The sequence below is a fragment of the Sporosarcina sp. So3-204 genome (genome assembly GCF_058068165.1).
This window is the reverse complement of record NZ_CM176485.1, coordinates 1,641,624-1,659,998: the sequence shown is the minus strand read 5'-3', so window position 1 is coordinate 1,659,998 and position 18,375 is coordinate 1,641,624. Positions and strand designations below refer to the sequence as shown.

The window sequence follows — 18,375 nt, the reverse complement described above, 5'->3', positions numbered from 1 at the left end:
AAGAGGTGTTCTTGTGACTGAATTGGATAATGGTGCAGAAAATAAAATAGTTGAACAAACAGAAGTCAATCAATGTTCGTCCTGTGGAGGTAACACCATTTTCGATCCCAAAAGCGGAACTCTCAAATGTCCATTTTGCGGTACTGAAAATGAGATTGAAATAACACGAAAAAATGCAATTGAGCATGATTTTTTACATGCCCTAGAAAATGATGTGCACAGTTGGGATGATGAGAAACGTGTTTTCAAATGTGATAGTTGCGGCGCAGAAACGTTATTGGACAAAGATAAAGTAGCCGACTTTTGTTCATTTTGCGGTTCTTCTCATATTTCAACGAGTGAACATCACGCAGGCATTAAACCAGCGCTTGTCGTTCCTTTTCAAATCTCAAAAGATGAGGCAGTTGAAAAGTTTAAGGTTTGGATCAACAAGAAATATTTTGCACCTTCCAAACTAGCTCAGTCACATGAATTAGATAAGTTATCAGGTGCGTATATTCCCTACTGGACCTTTGATTCGGAAACCGCCTCTTCTTTCGTCGTGCAAATTGGAACGTATTATTACGTCACAGAAACGCGGACAGTAGTTGAAGATGGAAAGTCTAGGCAAGTCACTGAACAAGTACAGAAAATTCGATGGCATACAGAGAGTGGCCGTTATAGTGAGTTTTTCGATGATATATTAGTAAAAGCTTCTCGCAATGTTGCAAGTGGACTAATAGACAGAATTGAACCATTTCATTTAAATGCACTTGTTGATTATAAAATGGATTATTTATCCGGATTTTTAGCGGAAAGATATTCGATTCCTTTGAAAGAAGGATGGGATGATGCCAAAAACTTAATTGATAGCGGAATTGAAACCGGGATTCGAAGACAAGTGTATGGGGATGTCGTCAATATTATGTCAGTCTCTACAAATTATGAAGACATTACATACAAGCATATTTTATTGCCAATATGGATATCATCTTTTACTTTTAATCATAAAATTTACAGATTTTTGGTCAATGGCCAGACAGGAAAAGTAAGTGGGAAATCACCAATCAGTGCCTGGAAAGTTACGTTTACTATTTTAATCTTGATTGCGATAATTGGGATTGTCTTTTTATTCTTGAATTAATCTTAATTACCAAAAAGTATGTTGTTATCACCCTTTCAGTTTAGTAATAAAAATGTAAATTAAATAACGAATTAGGCCGCCAATTCACTTATAGAATAGCGGTCTTTTAAATACCTTTAAATGGCGTTGCTTAGACGTATTGCTCAACTTTTTACTCCTTAACCAAGTACGGACTTAAGTACGCGATTCCTAAACTAACCCCCAACGCGACTGAAAACGCCGTTAATACGTTGAGATCATCTTTAAAAATGAAATTAACCGTAATATTAATTACGAAAAGAATCGAAAAGTATTTCAAAAATTTAATATGGCGTTTCCTCAAACTCTTTCCTCCTAATTCAAATTCGTTCCATCGCGGTTTTTATAAAATTTCGGCTCTATTGAAGGTCAGCCTTTTGCGATAATTTATACCTGATGGTTTAAGAACCTGCGTAATTACTCACATTTTCATTTAAATAATTTCCTTATAAAATAATCAATAACCAATCCATATAATAATCACAGAAAAAAGTGTAATCAAAAACCAGGGAACAAGATTTCAAAGTTTTGATTGTCATAAACTAAGTCACCAAATGTCTTGAATAAAAAGCCCAATAAAAGATCTATTCCCAAAACAATATCCTTAAACGGATTAAAGCGTATTTCTTCGTTTTAATACATCCGCTTACTTCAAAAAGAATTTCTATTTCCACTCAACTAATGTTTTCCATTTTAAAATCTCATATCCATTTTTCTGTACAAAGTACTTTTTTTGCACCTGCATCTAACTTCACTTGTTTTCCAATAGCTAGTGGATGCATTGGGTGTGTGTGGCATGTATCGAATTCAGCTAAAATAGGAATAACCATTCCATCTAATTGTTCTATCAATAAGTCTAATGGTTTTTTGCCCGTACCTAAATCATCATACCCTTCATGTTTACCTAAAATAATGCCAGCAACTTTACCAAAAAAACCTTGCATTTTTAACATTGCAAAGTTTTTCTCAACAATCGAGGCATTTTTCAAACAGTCCTCGATTAATAAAATATCCCCTTGCTCAATTGTAGGGAAATAAGAAGAACCTATAAATCCATACATCGAATTTACATTACCACCTATTAATCGTCCTTCTGCAACACCACTATGACCAGTTACCCACGCATTACTAAAAAGCGTTTTCTCTGTTGTTTTTTCTAACCAGTTCACTGGCTCATCTGACCAGAATGGGGGCATAGGCACTTCATAAGGTAGATCTGTCTCTTGCATGAAGTATTGTTCGAAATATTGATAAGTATCATTTACTAGCGGTTCAAATTCACCAAACGAAGGAATTAAAGAAGGTCCATAATATGTTGTGATACCTGTTTTTGCATAAAGGGCGAGTAAAACAGCCGTTGCATCTGAATATCCAACAACTAGCTTTGGATTTTTCTTAAATGCTTCATAATCAATATATGGCAGTATACTATTTGAGTTTGTACCACCAATTGTGGACATTATCATCTTTATATTCGGGTCTCTTAGTAGCTCATTTAGTTCTTCTGCACGTGCTTTAGGGGATCCTGAACGATAAAAATCAGATTGTCCTGTCAATTTCCCTTCTACAATAACAAACTCTTTTGATTCTAAAAAAGCTTTCGCACGTTGAAAACGTTGCATCGAAGTAACCGTTTCGGGTGAAGATGGTGTGAAAATACCGATTGTATCTCCCTTTTCTAATCGTTTTATCATATATTATTTACCTTCTTTCCATTACTAAATAAACGCTAGCTTCCTGATAATTTGCTACATAATTTTACTTCAGACAAGCGTTAATACTCTTTGAACTTCAATAAAATAGCCCGAGAGAAAACGCAGCTCTTATGTGGAACTTGCACCCATTGGTTTAATAGAAATTATAATTTTAAAATAGATTAAAGTCCGCAAAACAATCAAAAAGCTATTAATGTTGCATTGTCATCATTTTCATCTGTAATATATTCAACTTGCTCGTACTTGGCAGCTATTGCTTGATTGTGAAGACTTTGAATCGTAGATTTGCTTTTTGAGTAGATGATTACATATGATGAATCCACAACAAGGAGTACAAACTGACAGTCGCTTTCTAAAAAATCTTCATATGTCTCAATTTTCAATCCTAATTCAACATTCTTATACGCTTTTAAATCTGTAAAAATTAAGTAATAGTCATCTTCGGAAATCCGTTTAAAAAACTCTTTACCTGTTAAACTAGGCATTCTATCAAATAGATTTTTACCAAGTGTACCATTTTCAATGATGTATGCTTCACCACTTCCAATTTGCCAATCCCATCTTGATACGTCAATTTCTTTTAGGATATCTAATAGCTGTTTACCATATTTATTCGGAATTTTAAAAGAAATACCTCGCATCCCTATCCCCATTTCACATATTCGACTTTTTATCTTAGTTGTAATTACTTCAAGTTTAACCCACTTGTTAACTTAAAAACGTAAAGGAAAAAATAGCCAGGCATCGTCAACATAGAGGACCATTAGGAATCCAATTAAAATGCCAATACACAAAAAAATACTACTGTGCATTTTGTTTTTTATCCAACCTAAGGAATGCCCAATTGCCAGAGTTAATGGGATAAAGGTTAAACCAACCGTTATCTGGCCTATTGAAAAACCTGCTAAAAAACTAAAGATATAAATCACAATAGCAGAAATCCAATAAAATTGGTGTTTACCTTTAATTGCAGCAAAAGTTGACACAACCGCTATAATCAAAGCTGAAAATGCAATTACAGAAAAAATTAGCACGCCTAACTCCCCCCTCTTCGTATTAACGTAGTTTTACTATTTCTTCAAATTACTGTTAAACAAAATGGCCTGAGTTTCAGGCACAGTGCTTCTTTCGGTACTGCCCATGATTGGTTAAGGTTGTTTATTAAAACTATAATTTAAATCTTTCTGAAACTATTTCAGCTACTTCTGTAGCACTTAAATAAGTGTTATTAATTTTTATGTAATTTTCATTCTTAATTTCGTCCCTATCAGAGTTTAATCTATGCTTTTTCATTGTTTCAGTTAGTTCTTTTTCTGACCATTCAACGTTTCTCTTGGTTGGCTTGTGCTGAAGTCGATGTGGGCTTTTATTACGTTCTATCCTTTCATCAATATCAGCTTCTAATTCCACAAAAATAATCGTGGCACCCTTAGACTTAAATATTTCACTTATATCGTCTACAAAGTCCCAGTCCTCTTGTTGGTCAAAAGCCCATACATAAGTAAAAATCATTCCTTCTTGATCACTCTCAGCTACTGACTTGAATATTTCTGTTCTAAATAAAGTTGACAATCTAAACATTTCTGGACTAAAACTGAATAAGGGCTCAAGTAATTCAATTGTCATATGGTTGTGAAATAATTTTAATCCAGTTACTTTCGCTAACTCTTGCCCAACTGTCATTTTACCAACTGCTTGCGGACCAAATATTAGCACAAATTTCATTAGTAATTACCCCCAACATATTTTATCTATTCGAACAATCTGCAGTGAAATGGCCCAAGTTTGCGATATAGACGAAATTGCTTATAACGTAAACGCCACCGATTTTAGTTGTCATACAAAATCAATATTTAGTTTTCTTTGAAACAAGATAAATTAGAAATGTGATGATTGCGGTATTTTGGATTGCTAAAACAACAACTCCTGATTCATCCCCTAAAATACCTCCTACAACCATAAAACTAATAATAGCTAAAGCAATTAGGCCAATAAATATCCAAACATATTTCATACAATCCCACCTCTTTTATTTTTCGCAACCATTTCACAATTTTTCCCGATTCACTAATAAGAAAAATCGGGAGGTTCTAAAGAAACTCTCCCGATCATTTATAAATATCAATTTATCCCATTTTAGAAGTCCTTTTAATTCATCTTGGCGAACGATACCAAAGTACCCTTATCACATGATTCGAACCCATTCTTTTCGTAAAAATGTCTTACATCAGGGGCTTCTTCTGTCATTAAAACCTTTTGAAGAACTTTATTATATTTATTCAGAACCTTTTGTATTAATTGAGTAGCAATTCCTTGATTTTGATAAGAATTTAACACAAGAATATCTTGAATATAGATAATTGTTAATCCATCACCAACAATACGAATTAGCCCAACTAATTCTTCATCATTCCAAACGGATATAACTTCTAAGGAATGTTCTAGTGCCTGTTGAAGAGCTTCTACATCATCTGTATAAGCATACCATCCCACGTCATTATACAATCTTTCTAATTGTTCCCTGCTTATCTTTTTACTATTATCAAAGTTTAACTTCATTCGCTTTCCCTCCCCAAAATGTATTATTTTGAAGGGTTGATCCTTAGTTTATCCACTGTCTTATACCTCCTTTAAATTTTTTCGGTATAGTTCTAATTTAACATTATTCGTATATTTTAACTTACCTCTATTATTTTTTAAGTATAAATTATCTTTTAGTATAGCATATGATTTCTGAATTCCAAGTTACTTTCCTGATTACAGTCATAGTTTCCCTCCTCTATTAAATGGCCCGATTGTAATTCAACCCTAATTCATTAAACGCCCCCGGTAGCATAACACCTCTTTATTCCATATCTTCTTGATTTTCAAAATCGCTCCATGTCCAATTAGACCAGTAAGTATTTGATTCACCCGATTTTATTAAATCCATATTATTCGACTCGATTGCTTCTGACAGACTTTGAAAAAAAATACTTTCGCTTGGTTTTTGTCCATCACTAATATTAGGGTGTTGCCATTCACTACTTTGATAAAATAGTGGTAATTCAATACTTTCATCTATCTCATCTAATAGAGATTCGATCGTTAACCATAATTTTTCTTCGCATTGTGAATTTAGATAACGTAGAAGCTTAGTTAAATTAAATGCTTCAGTATTAATTCCCAACTTTATGTATTCAGTCTTTTGAGGGGTTAATGTAACCCTTTCTCCCATGATAAGAAGTTCTAAATGAAACGGATTTACAATAAAGTTGCCTTCGTCATCATACCAGTATTCTTTATTTTCCAAGGTTACAATGTCCTCTATACCTGTTATTAATCCTCTCTGTCTAGTGACATTGCTATAAATATATATATCATTAGTTATCTCCTGATTTATGTCTATACCTACAACTTCAAATGCAATTAACCATTGTTCTTTATCACTAAAAACAGTTATCCTACACTGTGCCAAGTCAACATTATAATTATCTAGTATAGGGAAATTATAATCCTCAGTGTTTGCATCTAATTCTTGAAGAATTTCTTTTGCTTTCACACTGTCACTCCTTCCAACATTTATTTAATATAATGCAAGTAATGCCCCCGTTTAATGAATAATTGTATCTTTAAAACCATTTGAAGTCCATTTAGCATAATAGGTCTAAATTTATTAAGTACCCGTTTGAAGCACAAACCTTATCCTACCACTGCACCCAGATAGTTTAACAAGATTTTATTGATAATCTGACTTAGTTAATCCATATATATCTGAATCCTCAAACACACCTGATTTTATAGTGTCTCGTTTTAAAACCTCTTCGTTTTTTCATACCAATTGCACACAGACATAGAAAATTTAAGAAAATGTGCTATTAATCCAGAAGAGGTGTCTAAAAATGTCTAAAAGAGCTGTGGATTTTCAAAGCATTCTTGGTAAACGAATCGCAGGAATATTGAAGAGAAGAGAGCTGTAGGCTATAAATACAATAAAAGTTCTGCTCTTTTAAAGCAGTTTGATAAATTGGTTGTTAGTGAAAACTTAAGAAATCCATAATCCGTTTTATAATCGAATAATAGATTCTATTAGAATAAGTCTATGCAAACATTAATATATTAACAAATTACTAACGATTTAAATTTATCCGATTCTTTTCGCTCACTTCGCATACAGATACCGTAACGTCAGCTTCCAACGGCTACCTCCACTATTCCGTAAACTGGTAATCGCCATAAATAAACCACCTTTCAATGTGAAAGGTGGTTTGAATTTGTCGCAGCTTTTAAGGGTTTATTGAGTAAGTACAATAGATATCAACTTCTCAGTCCACGGCCTTTTTCAATCAGATACCAATTGATTCCATAAAGCACAATGACAAAGATAATCGAAATGAGAACAGAGAATAAAATCGGAACATCGATTACACCGAGAATCCCGAATCGGAATCCCGAAATCATATAAACAATCGGGTTGAACTTTGATACAACCTGCCAAAACGGAGGCAACATCGAGATTGCAAAAAACACGCCGCCTAAGTAGGTCAACGGCTGAAGAAGAAACGTAGGAACAATAGATACATCGTCAAATGATTTTGCAAAAATGCCGTTCAACAGTCCTGCTAAAGAGAACAAAATAGACGTCATCAAAAGCGTCAAGACGACAATGCTCCAAGAGTAGACTTGCAACGGAACAAAAAACAGAGAAATAATCGTGACCAGTATCCCCACCAGAATACTTCTTCCTAGTCCTCCAATCACAAAGCCCCAGATAATGATATGAGTCGGTACAGGGGCAACCAATAGTTCTTCAATGTTCTTTTGAAACTTTTGTGAGAAAAATGATGACGAGACATTTGAGTAGGAACTCGTGATGACCGACATCATAATTAATCCAGGGACTATAAACTCCATGTAGGAGAATCCTCCCATCTCGCCAATACGTTTACCAATCAAATTCCCGAAGATGACAAAGTACAAGGAAGTTGTGATGACTGGCGGGACCAGTGTTTGGACCCAGATTCTAAGATAGCGGTTCGTTTCTTTGACCGCCAAACCTTTTAATGCTGTAAAATATAGTTTAAACATGTACATCCTCCACTACGCAGTTTCTTCTGTAAGTTTTAAAAATAACTCTTCTAATCGATTGGACTTGTTGCGCATAGACAATACTTTAATCCCTTGTTCTGTCAATTGGGTGAACACTTCGTTGATCCCTTGATCACGCGCTACCTCCACAGAAAGGGATCCTTCGTCCATGAGTTCACTGTTATAGCCTTTGATCACCGGCACCCGTCCTGAAGATTCGATATCTAAAATAATTGTTTCAAACTGGAGCTTAGCCAGCAATGATTTCATACTGGTATCTTCAATCAGCTGCCCTTTTTGAATGATACCAATGTTGCGACACAACATCTCCGCTTCTTCTAAGTAATGTGTTGTCAGAATAATCGTCGTGCCGTTTGCATTCAACTCTTTCAGAAACGCCCACATCTCTCGTCTCAATTCGATGTCTACACCGGCCGTCGGCTCATCAAGTATAAGTAGACGCGGTTCATGCATCAAGGCGCGTGAAATCATCAGTCGACGTTTCATCCCTCCAGAAAGCATCTGTGCCTGAACATTTCTTTTCTCCCATAAATCAGACTGCTTCAAGTACTTTTCGCTGCGCTTCAATGCCTCTTTCCTTGACACGCCGTAATAACCCGCCTGGTTCAACACAATCTGCTGGACCGTTTCAAAAGGACTAAAGTTGAACTCTTGAGGGACCAGACCGATCTGCAGCTTGACCTGCATTAAATGTGTGTCCATATCATAGCCGAAGACATTGACTTTTCCTGATGTCTTATTGACGAGCGATGTCACAATCCCGATGGTCGTAGATTTGCCGGCACCGTTAGGACCTAAGAGAGCGTAGAAGTCTCCTTCTTCCACTTTCAAATCGATGCCACGCAAAGCCTCGACACCCCCAGTATAAACTTTTTTTAAGTCTGTTATTTCTAATGCGTATGTCATTCCTTTTATCTCCTTACTATCTTTTTAATCAGCTGCATTAAAATACCTATTTGCCAGTATGACACTAACTCTCCCATTATCAAAGCTTTATGTATACAATTTTTAAATATAATAATCTCTCTGGCTTATCAGGAAAGTTCATCCATGGTCCCCCCTATTCTGTTTGATACAGAACAATAAAAAAAGAAACCTTCTTAGCTGAATTATAACATTGAATTTCTAAATAAAATGTGTCTTTTTATTAAACTAAATGGAACGATTGTTGAACGGGTGCAAATCTTTTTCCCATAATCGCCCTGTTGGTTTAGTAAGCGAATCAATGTAAATCTTAAATAAATTGTACTAACTCTGGACTTAGTACGACTTTATGAATCCTCCAGCAATCAGAGTATTCTGTACCAATTTCGTGATCATGTAAACAAACCCTGTTCATTCCATCACAGCCGTCAAGACCACAACAACCATTTAATCTACTACTATCTGAATGGCGGTTTGAATTAATTAAATCCTTATTGTTTATAATGATAGAACCTTTTAATAGTTCGTAATCTGTTTCCCTTTGAATTAAATAAAACCCTCTAGGAATATAGTCTTGACCATCGTTTTTATTAATCAAATTCAAGTCTTTTAATTCCGTTAATTGTTCAGAAACTTCTAAATTACATGCTTTACAAATCAGTTTCAAATTGGCGTTTCCTCCTTTTATATGAAAAGGTGTTCCAGCTAATGCTACAAATCTGTTTTCATCAACTAAATTACCTGATTAAAGAAAGGACTAAAACTTACTTTTCGGATTAATCTTCAACCACATTAATTAAATCAGTATGAATGCTAATAAAGTATGTTTCTAATAAATTGTCTAACTTTCCATCAAGTTTGTGATATTCATCGTCTGCTTTTTCAATGACATTATAAAATTCATCCTCTTCCATCTCATTATTGTCTAAGGCAATGTGTAACCTCCACATTTCTTTCACATACTTCTTCTCAATAATTGCATAGTCGTGAGCATCAACTTTTTCAAGTATAGCTGTCAATTCTTTTAAATAACTATCAATGCTCATCTCTTCAATATACGATCCAAACCACGTGAGTAAGCTTTCGTGCCCTCCACTCTCCAGCTCAGAATAGTATTGAAACACAATAAATGCTTCATTCAAAACTATGTTTTTAGTTGGGAAATCACAATCACTTACGACTGTTACTACAGCGTTCCATATATTTTCCTTGTCCAATAAATCTTTTCTGTTCATCTTAGGTTTCATATTATTCCTCCTATTAACTATTTACTTGCAGGTATTTCAAAATAGCTGGTCTTTATTAGGCACAGGGCTTCTTCGGCAACTAAGCCCAATTATTGTTAAATACGTAAATTAACAAAAGTACAGTCAAAAATGGAAGATGGCAATATTTTAAATATCTTCAGATAATCTGGTGACTTCATTGAACAGTTCCATATTGACCATTGCGTCAACCACTATTTTATACAACTCTTGGTTATCTGGAAAGATATAATTGAGCTGAATGTCCCTAAGTAATGCAAGTCGTGAGGCAATTGGTGCGGAATCAAGGTATTCTTGCACCAACTTTAAATCAGGATTCATCTGCTCGTGAATTGGAAATAGTATGTGTTCTTCACCTTGAAGAAGTGGAGTAGTAACACCCAGTCTATCCTGTGTTTGAACACTTACATTTCTTTGTCGCTCTAGTTCCACGTTTTGAACATAACGATACGGATTGTCAATCATAGGTAGATCAATATTTTCAATCAAGAATTTTGCGGCTGTTTCTCTAACCAATTTTTCATTTTCAGATTCTTGATATGGAGCATCAGCGGCCTCTGCAGCCCATTGAACTCTAGCTTCTAGATAATTCTCTTCACTATCAAACTGGGTATAGATTAGTTCACTGTCCGTCAAATTAACCCTTAAAAATTCACGTAGATTCTTCGCAGCTATACGAGTAGGACGTTCAAAATCCATTGGCATAACGCAAACAACAGGTGCTGCCTCAAGATCCAGTACAGAACCATAGTCAGTTAGAAACCCATAATGAATACCGTCTACACCAATATATCCAAAGACGACTACATCACTTGGCGTGTTATAGTATCTGAAATCCTCAAGAGAAAGGTAAAAATTAAGACCAAGGTAAAATTGTTCATCATCACCAAGAACATTTTGTAAGTCAATTAATCTTTGGAGTGTAGGTGGTATTTCATATTTACCAAAATTGCTGCCCATTTATTTCCCCCCCAGTTTTGTTTTTATTATTTACATATCTACAACAACAAAACCGCCACTATTGCACTAAGTGACCCTATAAAGGCATCAGGCACAATCCTTACCCATAACTGCACCGGATTGCGAAATTTGAATAGTAATATGGAAAACTGACTTTACATAGCTTTGATTTCTGCAATAAGTAGCAAAAATATATAACCACCCACAAAAATAAAACCTATAATGAGACAAATTAATAACAGCCAACTCGTAGTCAAAAATATCTTTTCAACCCATCTACTATTAAGTATTTTCATTTTGCCTCCAAATTTGAAGCAGTATCAAATCCATTTTCTCCGCAATTAAATCACAGCACCTTGTCTTCTTATTAAGTAAAATTCCAACGTTGTTTATTCGCCTGTATTTCAGGTGATAATTAGCTATACATACGAAAGGATTGATTCTTTGAAAACTTTATTAGTTATTGCTAGCATTTCTTTTCCAATTATTATGTTTTATCTACAGAATAAAAATATGAAATTCCAAATTACTTTTAATATTATAGCTGTTATATCAGCTATTATTTTCGGGAATATTGCATCAACTTCCATATTCCAAATTCTAATCGACAATACTGTATTTATGACTGCAATTCATGGCATTTTTCTTAATCCCTTTTTCTTGATAACTGGAGCTTACCTTGGTGTATTCATCGTTTACAGACTACTTATTCTGACAATGGCTGAAAGATAGCATCTTACTCCATTTGCTTAAAACAGATATGTATAAACAATCACGCCGAATATGGCTACAGCAATCATAGAAAGACTTTTTGTTACGCTTTCTTCTTTTTTTATCAAGTTTACTACCCACATAACAATCCAGCCAAAGAACACTAAACCAATTCCTAAACCTTGAACTACTTTTAATCCTAAAGTAAAAACTGAACCAGTCACAAACATAAGAAACCGGATGAAAAGGGGTGCAATACTAAAAATGAATAATGGATTTTTAATCTCTTTTATGATTTCTTGGCGTTCATCTTCATTCATTTTTCTGAAAGAACGCCAAAAAAGCAGAACAGGCACTATCCATATAAAACCTAGAAATATCAATTGAAGCATTCTCATACAATAACCCTTTCGACTATATATCTTTATTTTAATACGGAACATTTTAGGCCGATTGTAGTACAGCCCTTTTGCATTTATCACACCCTGTCAGTGCTAATAACTATAATTGGTAAACCTAAATTTATTCCACGCTCTAATTCAAATTGAATATGTCCGAAATTATTTCATCACTACCAGGCGTAAACATAAATATTGAAAATGAAATACATAATAGTCCCACAAATACCAAGCCAAAATTTTTATTCTTAAATAGACCTTTAACTACTAAAAACATTCCTGCAAATAATATTAAGAAATACCAAAACCCCATAAATTCACCTCATTTCAAACTTAATAATATGACGTTGTAGTTTATTAAAGGTTCTCAATTTTCAGTTTAATGGAGGCGAGATATTTCTTTGAATGCAGAGTAAATCTATACTTATATTAAAGTTAATGGCCCGATTGAATAGCAGTCCATATACCACTACTGCCCACGAATGTTAAGGGGCAAGACATTTTTTTTAGCTTTCTTACTGGATTTGGTTATCCATTCCACAAAAATAAAAACAAAAAATGCAATGGCAGTAAGCCCAATATTGTCAACCAAACGAATTTCTGGTCGGAATAACCACTGTAATGCAGTTAGAAATACGATGAACATTAAACAATAAGCTAGTGCTCTTTTAAACATATATTCATCCCCCCTGTTTCAGAAACTGGCCCTATTATTGTAAAACACTATCGTGAATATCGCTTAAATAGCTTTATTAAATCTCCTTTTCTCTCCTTTTCTCTTCTTTTTATTTTAATTGATTAAATTTTTAAACCAGTTAGTCAATATAGGTATCTCATCATTATAAATTGTAGCAATGACATTTTTTCCATCTGTTATAATCAGGGAATCCAAAGGTACATTGTTTACCTCAACGACTTCAGATATTCCACTATCCGGCCAGTTAGTTCCACTTAAAAATGGTGGCTCTGCTCCAACTAAAAATCTTGAAGGGTCTTTTTCTAGCTGTGAAATCAGCTTGTGATTGAGATTATAACCTACAAATTCATACACTTGATTATTTACTTCTACGATAATTGTTAATTTATATAATGATGTTCTAAACAATCTTTTTTGTTCTTTAATGTTAGGTTTAATCTTAAAATTTACTTCTTTTAGTTTCAGTGGATTAGTTTTTTCTACATGAAAAGTTGCTTGGTCTAAATTCATAGGCACTTCCATAGTCTCATTCCTTTATTAACATTTTGTTGTTCAATAATCTAGCCCGAATATAGAAATAGGGTGTAAATCCTCGTTACAGAATTGCACCCATTTGTTGAATAATAGAAATGACGCATATTCCACAAGTGTTCACGTATGTAGAATAAATTTATCATCACTTCATTCATTAGGATAAAGGTTCTGATATTTTTCTACTGTATGTTTAATTAAATCTTTTAAAACATTGGTATCTATATCAGCTAATTTATTCACATAAATACAAGCCTTACTCTTCGTGTGTTTGCCGAAGTTTTCTAATAATTCTTCCCTTTCTTCACTTTCATAGTCCAAATAAAGACAAATCTTTGCCTTTCTTGGTGAAAAACCCACTAAAGGCGCATTTCCTTTGTGTCCTGATGCATATTTATAGTGATAGCAGCCAAAGCCTATAATACTAGGACCCCACATTTTTGCGTCGTAACCAGTCACCTCTTCAAAGATTTCTAATAACTGATAGGCATCTGCCTTCTTCTTCTCATTTTCCACACTTTCAATAAAGCCAGTTACACTATTGTCATTTTCTTTCATCTTCGGTTCATACATATATACCCTCTCCTCTTCTATTTTCTGTGAATATACCTGTTTACACTTCAGCATTATTAATGGCCCTATTGAAGCACAAACCTTCTGCATTAATATGCCCCCGATAATTGAACAAGAAACTAGACACTAATCTTGATATATTTTTTGTGCTTCATATTTAAATCCATAATATTTATAATTTTGTTTCTTGTACATTTCCCTAGGGGTATCTTCTCCGTCGGCCACTAATATTACAATTTTTTTCGAAAATGACTCCATTACAAATTTTTGTAACCGGCTGCCAATCCCCTTATTACGAGACGATTCGTCTACAGATAGATCATCGATTTCGACTGTTTCGTCGGAGATAATAACATCTACAGAGCCTGCCGGGAAACCCTTATAAAACGCTAAAACTTGCTGAATAGCTTGATCTTCAAATTGACGTTTTATAAGGTCAATCTTTTGCTTCGCAAATTCAGTTCCAATCTCTAAATCATTCTTATATCGTAGTTTAAGAAGTACTTCTAAATTTTTTTCTGTCACTAGTTGAATATCTATATCTGAGTTATTTCTTATCGGCGGAAAGTGTTCCGGTTCAATGGCATATAGCTCCAAATAACCTAATTCATAATCCATATCAGTTAGGTATTTGCTTAACTCTTCCGTTGGCTTTATATTTGCGGGTAAATAGAATTTCAAATGCTTTTGTCCTCTACTCAAATGATAATCGCTTAAGTAATTTTCCACCTCTTTAAATTCTTTTAAAGATGGTAATGTTTTAAATTCAATAAAATTACTATCATACCTGGTTAACATCTCAGGATAGTGAAAATGGGTATATTGAGTATTTTCAGCTGCTATGTTCCCAAGTGTATAAATGTCTTTAAATGTTATTTCTTTCATTTTTGTACTCCTAACTTTAAGGCTGATGCCCCTTTTTCTACCTGATTACTCAATTAAGTGGATCGATTGCTGAAGAATAATAAAAGTTTTCATGCTTTAGTATTAGTATACTAAAAATTCCATAAAAAACCTTTTAATAAATAAAAGCACCTATAAAGTTAATAAACCTACTTTATCATAATGACAATTCTCTTCTTACGATATGAGTTTCTAAATCCGCTAATCTTACTGGAATCGGTAGTCGACTTTTATCATTTATACAAGCCATCACGATTTTCGTACTTGTCGCTAAATTAATCCCGTTACCACAAGACACCAAAAAAGGATTTACGCCCGCATTTTTTTGTATGTCTTCTATTATAAAATGATTTTTCAAAATCACTTCAAGCAACAGTTCATCTTGGATACGCGTAAATTCTTTAATAAGCTCATTTGGCAACAGATTTTCATGAGTCATTTGTAAACCACTACCCTTTAACAATATTTACCCCATCAATTAGATAAAGTGTACCCTTCGTAATGGCATTATAAAAAAATGTCCTTTACAAAGAATACACTTTATTGGTAGTTCATTTTGGTTTCATTTCTTCATAAAGAAATTCCGTCCCACCCGTTCCACAAGTCCAGGTGCGATTGCATACAGTTTACTTGTAATGCCCATATACCAAGGTAAATTCACATCACGAACTGGTTTTTCTATGACGCGGATAATCGCTTCCACCACCGTGTCAATCTGAAGCAAATGCTTGCTTAATGCCTTCCGGTAATTCCCTGTATCATCAGCAAGATCAAGAAAAGGCGTGTCGATGGGTCCAGGATTTATCGTAGTCACGTTAATCCCATACGGCGCAACTTCCATCCGAAGCGCATTCGTATAGCCTAGAATGGCATGCTTAGACGCCGCATAAACAGAAGCCTTGGGTGTTGCGACTTTTCCAGCTTGAGAACCGAGATAAATTAGATGACCAGCTTTCCTTTGCATCATATTAGGTAACAACCGTTTTGTCAGTTGCATCGGTGCAATTACATTCACATCCATCATATTCTCCACTTGTGTATCAGCAAGTTCATGCGCCAATCCAAATGTACCGACACCAGCTGAGAAAATGATGATATCTGGTGTGCTTACTTGCGCAGCTAACTCTTCAAGGTCGCCCAGTTTCGATATATCAGCCTGAACAACGTTAGCACCTTCCTCTTTTAATTCAGCCAAGACGTCGACAGAACGCCCTGTTGCCCATATTTCATATTCCTCTTTTAATAACCGTTTTGTCAGTGCAAGACCAACGCCACTCGTTGCGCCAGTGATTAAAATCGACTTACGCTTTTGCATAATAAAGAATACCGCCTTCTTCTTTTTGTACTGAAATCATTTCTTTACTTAAAAGGTAATCGGTTTGACCAATCGTTTCAGACAAAGTAAGACCCAGTTCTTTTTCATACACTTTAGGAAATAATTCTGCCGTTAATTCAAAAACAGTTCTTGGACCGTTATCCATCATACCTAACACTTTCATCGCCCGTTCATGTTGTTTATGAAGTCGGCCTTCAATTAGCGCATGTGCATTGAATACTTCAGCACCATGTCCCGTGTATATAGTATCCACAGGTAATGTCAGAATCTTTTTTAGTGATTCATTATATTGCAGCAAAGATAGTGGTCGCGCATCATTTTGCTCCAACGGTGGTTCGATTAATGGATTAGACGATACATTCGCAAGTACATGGTCTCCGCCAATCATCGTTTTTGTCGATTCATTCCAAAAAACGATATGACTTTGTGCATGCCCTGCAGTTTCGAGCACTGTCCAACCTGGATGACCTGGTAATTCATCTCCTTCAGAAAGAACGATATCTAGTGGTTTTTCCCCCATGAACACGACAGCATTCTTCATTTTCTTAACCATATGTAAATACTGCTCAGGAACGCCTTCTTCTATAAAGCGCTGCATATAAAATGCATCATGGTAATCAAAAAAAGCTTGATCACGCTTTAGCCATAAATCATTATACGCGTGACCTAATAAACGCGCATTCTCAAAAGCTTCAATCCAGCCCGCGTGATCCGGATGATGATGCGTTAAAATAACTTGTTCAATATCGCTAAGTTTGTACCCCGCTTCTATAACACCATTTTTAATTGCTTCAAAAGCTTCTGGCGTTTTAGGACCGACATCAACAATTGAAAGTGCATCACCTTTCATGAGATACGCATTAACATCGCCTACAGCGAATGGAGTTGGAATAACTATTTTATGAATCATATTTTAATCTCCTTTATAATGAATGGCAATTCATTCCATTGTACCTGTTTAGCTGTTGGACGTCACTAATTTGTTCTTCAATAACGAAAATTCAGATGTTTGACTTTCCCCATACAGCATGTGATAATCGTATTAATTCATGATTACGTTGGCATTGATGAAGACGAGTAGTTGTGGTGATGGAGAAAAGAGAGTGTGGTCCTCGGCTGAAAACCACATCCCCCCTCCCACTTCGAACCTCCTTCTGAGCCGCTGTGGAAACACAGCCGTCCCCCTTCGCGATAAGTTGGGAACAAGTTGTACCGGATTTCCGGTAAATTTAGGTGGTACCGCGGAAACATACGTTTTCGTCCTCATTCACAGGGGCGATAGCGTATTTTTTTATGGACTAAAGGAGAGATATTATGAAAACAATCGTATTTGCAGGTGCCGGTACAATGGCAGAAGCAATGATAGGCAGCATTGTAAAACAAGGCACAATTAATCCTGAAAATATATACATTATGAATCGATCAAATAAAGCTAAACTCGTTAAATTAAAAGAAAAATACGGTGTCTCTATCGTCAGTGATGATCGTAAAATTTTAAAAGAAGCAGATCTTGTAGTCCTTGCGATGAAGCCAATAGACGTTCAAGGCGGAATGGAACTCATCAATCCTTATCTAGGTAACAACACGGCCATCCTTACAGTCATGGCAGGTGTTCCCATTAAAACAATCGCGTTAGGTCTCGGTTCACGTCCAATTGCGCGGGCGATGCCGAATACGTCAGCAACTATTGCAAAGTCAGCTACCGCAGTCTCTTGGAATGATGCGATGACTGACGATATTAAAAGACTCGTACTGGATTTACTTGAAGCCATCGGAATTGTAGAAGAAGTCGAAGAAGATAAATTGCATATTGTCACCGCGTTATCTGGAAGTGGTCCTGCGTATTTTTATTATTTAGCAGAAGCACTTGAAGAAGCAGCAATTAACAGAGGCCTTTCAAAAGACACAGCACGTGCACTTATCATTCAAACATTTGACGGTGCATCTGCTATGTTAAAAGAAACAGGTATAGAACCAGCATTACTTCGAAAAGGCGTTACAAGTCCTGGCGGCACAACAGAAGCAGGTATTAGTATTCTTGAAGAAAGATCTTTCAAAGAAATTGTCGTGGAATGTTTCGAACATGCAGAAATGCGTTCTTTTGAACTTGGAAATCCAGTTAAAATAGACTAA

23 protein-coding genes are annotated in these 18,375 nt (G+C 35.2%); 3 read left to right on the top strand and 20 right to left on the bottom strand.

What is annotated here, in order from left to right; genetic code table 11:
* The first annotated feature begins 13 nt into the window (after positions 1–13).
* On the top strand, positions 14–1,123 hold the full coding sequence (locus AC3RV6_RS08115; protein WP_489748943.1) for a TFIIB-type zinc ribbon-containing protein: 1,110 nt from the start codon (positions 14–16) through the stop codon (positions 1,121–1,123).
* Positions 1,124–1,842: 719 nt separating this feature from the next.
* Here the strand turns inward: AC3RV6_RS08115 and AC3RV6_RS08110 are convergent.
* The 12 genes from AC3RV6_RS08110 to AC3RV6_RS08055 form a co-directional block, all read right to left on the bottom strand.
* Positions 1,843–2,835, bottom strand: coding sequence for a S66 family peptidase (locus AC3RV6_RS08110; RefSeq protein ID WP_489748942.1), 993 nt, complete (start codon positions 2,833–2,835; stop codon positions 1,843–1,845).
* Between the two features lie 200 nt (positions 2,836–3,035).
* Complete coding sequence (locus AC3RV6_RS08105; protein WP_489748941.1) at positions 3,036–3,497, bottom strand: DUF2691 family protein; 462 nt, start codon at positions 3,495–3,497, stop codon at positions 3,036–3,038.
* A gap of 72 nt (positions 3,498–3,569) precedes the next feature.
* Positions 3,570–3,890 (bottom strand): hypothetical protein, encoded by a 321-nt coding sequence (locus AC3RV6_RS08100; protein WP_489748940.1) that lies wholly within the window; start codon positions 3,888–3,890, stop codon positions 3,570–3,572.
* A 133-nt stretch (positions 3,891–4,023) separates the two neighbouring features.
* On the bottom strand, positions 4,024–4,581 hold the full coding sequence (locus AC3RV6_RS08095) for a DEAD/DEAH box helicase family protein (protein WP_489748939.1): 558 nt from the start codon (positions 4,579–4,581) through the stop codon (positions 4,024–4,026).
* A 121-nt stretch (positions 4,582–4,702) separates the two neighbouring features.
* A complete protein-coding gene (locus AC3RV6_RS08090; RefSeq protein WP_489748938.1) occupies positions 4,703–4,870 on the bottom strand; it encodes a hypothetical protein in 168 nt (55 codons plus the stop codon).
* Between the two features lie 134 nt (positions 4,871–5,004).
* Entirely contained in the window at positions 5,005–5,415 is a 411-nt protein-coding gene (locus AC3RV6_RS08085; RefSeq protein WP_489748937.1) for a GNAT family N-acetyltransferase, read from the bottom strand.
* Between the two features lie 286 nt (positions 5,416–5,701).
* Positions 5,702–6,397 carry a DUF7003 family protein gene (locus AC3RV6_RS08080; protein ID WP_489748936.1) on the bottom strand — a complete coding sequence of 232 codons (696 nt, stop codon included), beginning with the start codon at positions 6,395–6,397 and terminating at the stop codon, positions 5,702–5,704.
* Positions 6,398–7,152: 755 nt separating this feature from the next.
* Entirely contained in the window at positions 7,153–7,923 is a 771-nt protein-coding gene (locus AC3RV6_RS08075) for an ABC transporter permease (RefSeq protein WP_489748935.1), read from the bottom strand.
* 12 nt (positions 7,924–7,935) lie between these two features.
* The gene (locus AC3RV6_RS08070; RefSeq protein ID WP_489748934.1) at positions 7,936–8,850 is read right to left on the bottom strand and encodes an ABC transporter ATP-binding protein; all 915 of its coding nucleotides are present in this window, start codon (positions 8,848–8,850) and stop codon (positions 7,936–7,938) included.
* A 328-nt stretch (positions 8,851–9,178) separates the two neighbouring features.
* On the bottom strand, positions 9,179–9,535 hold the full coding sequence (locus AC3RV6_RS08065; protein WP_489748933.1) for a hypothetical protein: 357 nt from the start codon (positions 9,533–9,535) through the stop codon (positions 9,179–9,181).
* Positions 9,536–9,644: 109 nt separating this feature from the next.
* Positions 9,645–10,115 (bottom strand): DMP19 family protein, encoded by a 471-nt coding sequence (locus AC3RV6_RS08060; protein ID WP_489748932.1) that lies wholly within the window; start codon positions 10,113–10,115, stop codon positions 9,645–9,647.
* A 147-nt stretch (positions 10,116–10,262) separates the two neighbouring features.
* Positions 10,263–11,093, bottom strand: a complete 831-nt coding sequence (locus tag AC3RV6_RS08055) for a hypothetical protein (protein ID WP_489748931.1) — start codon at positions 11,091–11,093, stop codon at positions 10,263–10,265.
* Positions 11,094–11,537: 444 nt separating this feature from the next.
* On the opposite strand from AC3RV6_RS08055, the gene AC3RV6_RS08050 reads away from it, so the two are divergent.
* Positions 11,538–11,825, top strand: coding sequence for a transposase (locus AC3RV6_RS08050; RefSeq protein WP_489748930.1), 288 nt, complete (start codon positions 11,538–11,540; stop codon positions 11,823–11,825).
* A 17-nt stretch (positions 11,826–11,842) separates the two neighbouring features.
* On the opposite strand, the gene AC3RV6_RS08045 is transcribed toward AC3RV6_RS08050, so the two are convergent.
* The 8 genes from AC3RV6_RS08045 to AC3RV6_RS08010 all read right to left on the bottom strand — a co-directional run bounded on the left by AC3RV6_RS08045 (position 11,843) and on the right by AC3RV6_RS08010 (position 17,152).
* The gene (locus AC3RV6_RS08045) at positions 11,843–12,202 is read right to left on the bottom strand and encodes a hypothetical protein (RefSeq protein WP_489748929.1); all 360 of its coding nucleotides are present in this window, start codon (positions 12,200–12,202) and stop codon (positions 11,843–11,845) included.
* Positions 12,203–12,671: 469 nt separating this feature from the next.
* Positions 12,672–12,878 (bottom strand): hypothetical protein, encoded by a 207-nt coding sequence (locus AC3RV6_RS08040; RefSeq protein WP_489748928.1) that lies wholly within the window; start codon positions 12,876–12,878, stop codon positions 12,672–12,674.
* 114 nt (positions 12,879–12,992) lie between these two features.
* Positions 12,993–13,421 (bottom strand): hypothetical protein, encoded by a 429-nt coding sequence (locus AC3RV6_RS08035; RefSeq protein WP_489748927.1) that lies wholly within the window; start codon positions 13,419–13,421, stop codon positions 12,993–12,995.
* 159 nt (positions 13,422–13,580) lie between these two features.
* Positions 13,581–14,003, bottom strand: a complete 423-nt coding sequence (locus AC3RV6_RS08030; RefSeq protein WP_489748926.1) for a DUF1801 domain-containing protein — start codon at positions 14,001–14,003, stop codon at positions 13,581–13,583.
* A 126-nt stretch (positions 14,004–14,129) separates the two neighbouring features.
* Entirely contained in the window at positions 14,130–14,888 is a 759-nt protein-coding gene (locus tag AC3RV6_RS08025; protein WP_489748925.1) for a GNAT family N-acetyltransferase, read from the bottom strand.
* Between the two features lie 175 nt (positions 14,889–15,063).
* On the bottom strand, positions 15,064–15,345 hold the full coding sequence (locus AC3RV6_RS08020) for an endonuclease V (protein ID WP_489748924.1): 282 nt from the start codon (positions 15,343–15,345) through the stop codon (positions 15,064–15,066).
* A 123-nt stretch (positions 15,346–15,468) separates the two neighbouring features.
* A complete protein-coding gene (locus AC3RV6_RS08015; protein ID WP_489748923.1) occupies positions 15,469–16,221 on the bottom strand; it encodes an SDR family NAD(P)-dependent oxidoreductase in 753 nt (250 codons plus the stop codon).
* The gene (locus AC3RV6_RS08010; protein ID WP_489748922.1) at positions 16,208–17,152 is read right to left on the bottom strand and encodes an MBL fold metallo-hydrolase; all 945 of its coding nucleotides are present in this window, start codon (positions 17,150–17,152) and stop codon (positions 16,208–16,210) included. Before AC3RV6_RS08010 ends, AC3RV6_RS08015 begins: the two co-directional genes overlap by 14 nt.
* A 404-nt stretch (positions 17,153–17,556) precedes the next feature.
* Between AC3RV6_RS08010 and proC the strand changes: the two genes are divergently transcribed.
* On the top strand, positions 17,557–18,375 hold the full coding sequence (proC, locus tag AC3RV6_RS08005; protein ID WP_489748921.1) for a pyrroline-5-carboxylate reductase: 819 nt from the start codon (positions 17,557–17,559) through the stop codon (positions 18,373–18,375).

Excerpts from the sequence above, each read along its gene's own strand:
- AC3RV6_RS08010 (WP_489748922.1), bottom strand. The coding sequence starts at position 17,152 with ATGATTCATAAAATAGTTATTCCAACTCCATTCGCTGTAGGCGATGTT.
- AC3RV6_RS08045 (WP_489748929.1), bottom strand. The coding sequence starts at position 12,202 with ATGAGAATGCTTCAATTGATATTTCTAGGTTTTATATGGATAGTGCCT.
- AC3RV6_RS08060 (WP_489748932.1), bottom strand. The coding sequence starts at position 10,115 with ATGAAACCTAAGATGAACAGAAAAGATTTATTGGACAAGGAAAATATA.
- AC3RV6_RS08040 (WP_489748928.1), bottom strand. The coding sequence starts at position 12,878 with ATGTTTAAAAGAGCACTAGCTTATTGTTTAATGTTCATCGTATTTCTA.
- AC3RV6_RS08070 (WP_489748934.1), bottom strand. The coding sequence starts at position 8,850 with ATGACATACGCATTAGAAATAACAGACTTAAAAAAAGTTTATACTGGG.
- AC3RV6_RS08090 (WP_489748938.1), bottom strand. The coding sequence starts at position 4,870 with ATGAAATATGTTTGGATATTTATTGGCCTAATTGCTTTAGCTATTATT.
- AC3RV6_RS08025 (WP_489748925.1), bottom strand. The coding sequence starts at position 14,888 with ATGAAAGAAATAACATTTAAAGACATTTATACACTTGGGAACATAGCA.
- AC3RV6_RS08015 (WP_489748923.1), bottom strand. The coding sequence starts at position 16,221 with ATGCAAAAGCGTAAGTCGATTTTAATCACTGGCGCAACGAGTGGCGTT.
- AC3RV6_RS08055 (WP_489748931.1), bottom strand. The coding sequence starts at position 11,093 with ATGGGCAGCAATTTTGGTAAATATGAAATACCACCTACACTCCAAAGA.
- AC3RV6_RS08110 (WP_489748942.1), bottom strand. The coding sequence starts at position 2,835 with ATGATAAAACGATTAGAAAAGGGAGATACAATCGGTATTTTCACACCA.
- AC3RV6_RS08075 (WP_489748935.1), bottom strand. The coding sequence starts at position 7,923 with ATGTTTAAACTATATTTTACAGCATTAAAAGGTTTGGCGGTCAAAGAA.
- AC3RV6_RS08020 (WP_489748924.1), bottom strand. The coding sequence starts at position 15,345 with ATGACTCATGAAAATCTGTTGCCAAATGAGCTTATTAAAGAATTTACG.
- AC3RV6_RS08035 (WP_489748927.1), bottom strand. The coding sequence starts at position 13,421 with ATGGAAGTGCCTATGAATTTAGACCAAGCAACTTTTCATGTAGAAAAA.
- proC (WP_489748921.1), top strand. The coding sequence starts at position 17,557 with ATGAAAACAATCGTATTTGCAGGTGCCGGTACAATGGCAGAAGCAATG.
- AC3RV6_RS08085 (WP_489748937.1), bottom strand. The coding sequence starts at position 5,415 with ATGAAGTTAAACTTTGATAATAGTAAAAAGATAAGCAGGGAACAATTA.
- AC3RV6_RS08095 (WP_489748939.1), bottom strand. The coding sequence starts at position 4,581 with ATGAAATTTGTGCTAATATTTGGTCCGCAAGCAGTTGGTAAAATGACA.
- AC3RV6_RS08105 (WP_489748941.1), bottom strand. The coding sequence starts at position 3,497 with ATGCGAGGTATTTCTTTTAAAATTCCGAATAAATATGGTAAACAGCTA.
- AC3RV6_RS08030 (WP_489748926.1), bottom strand. The coding sequence starts at position 14,003 with ATGTATGAACCGAAGATGAAAGAAAATGACAATAGTGTAACTGGCTTT.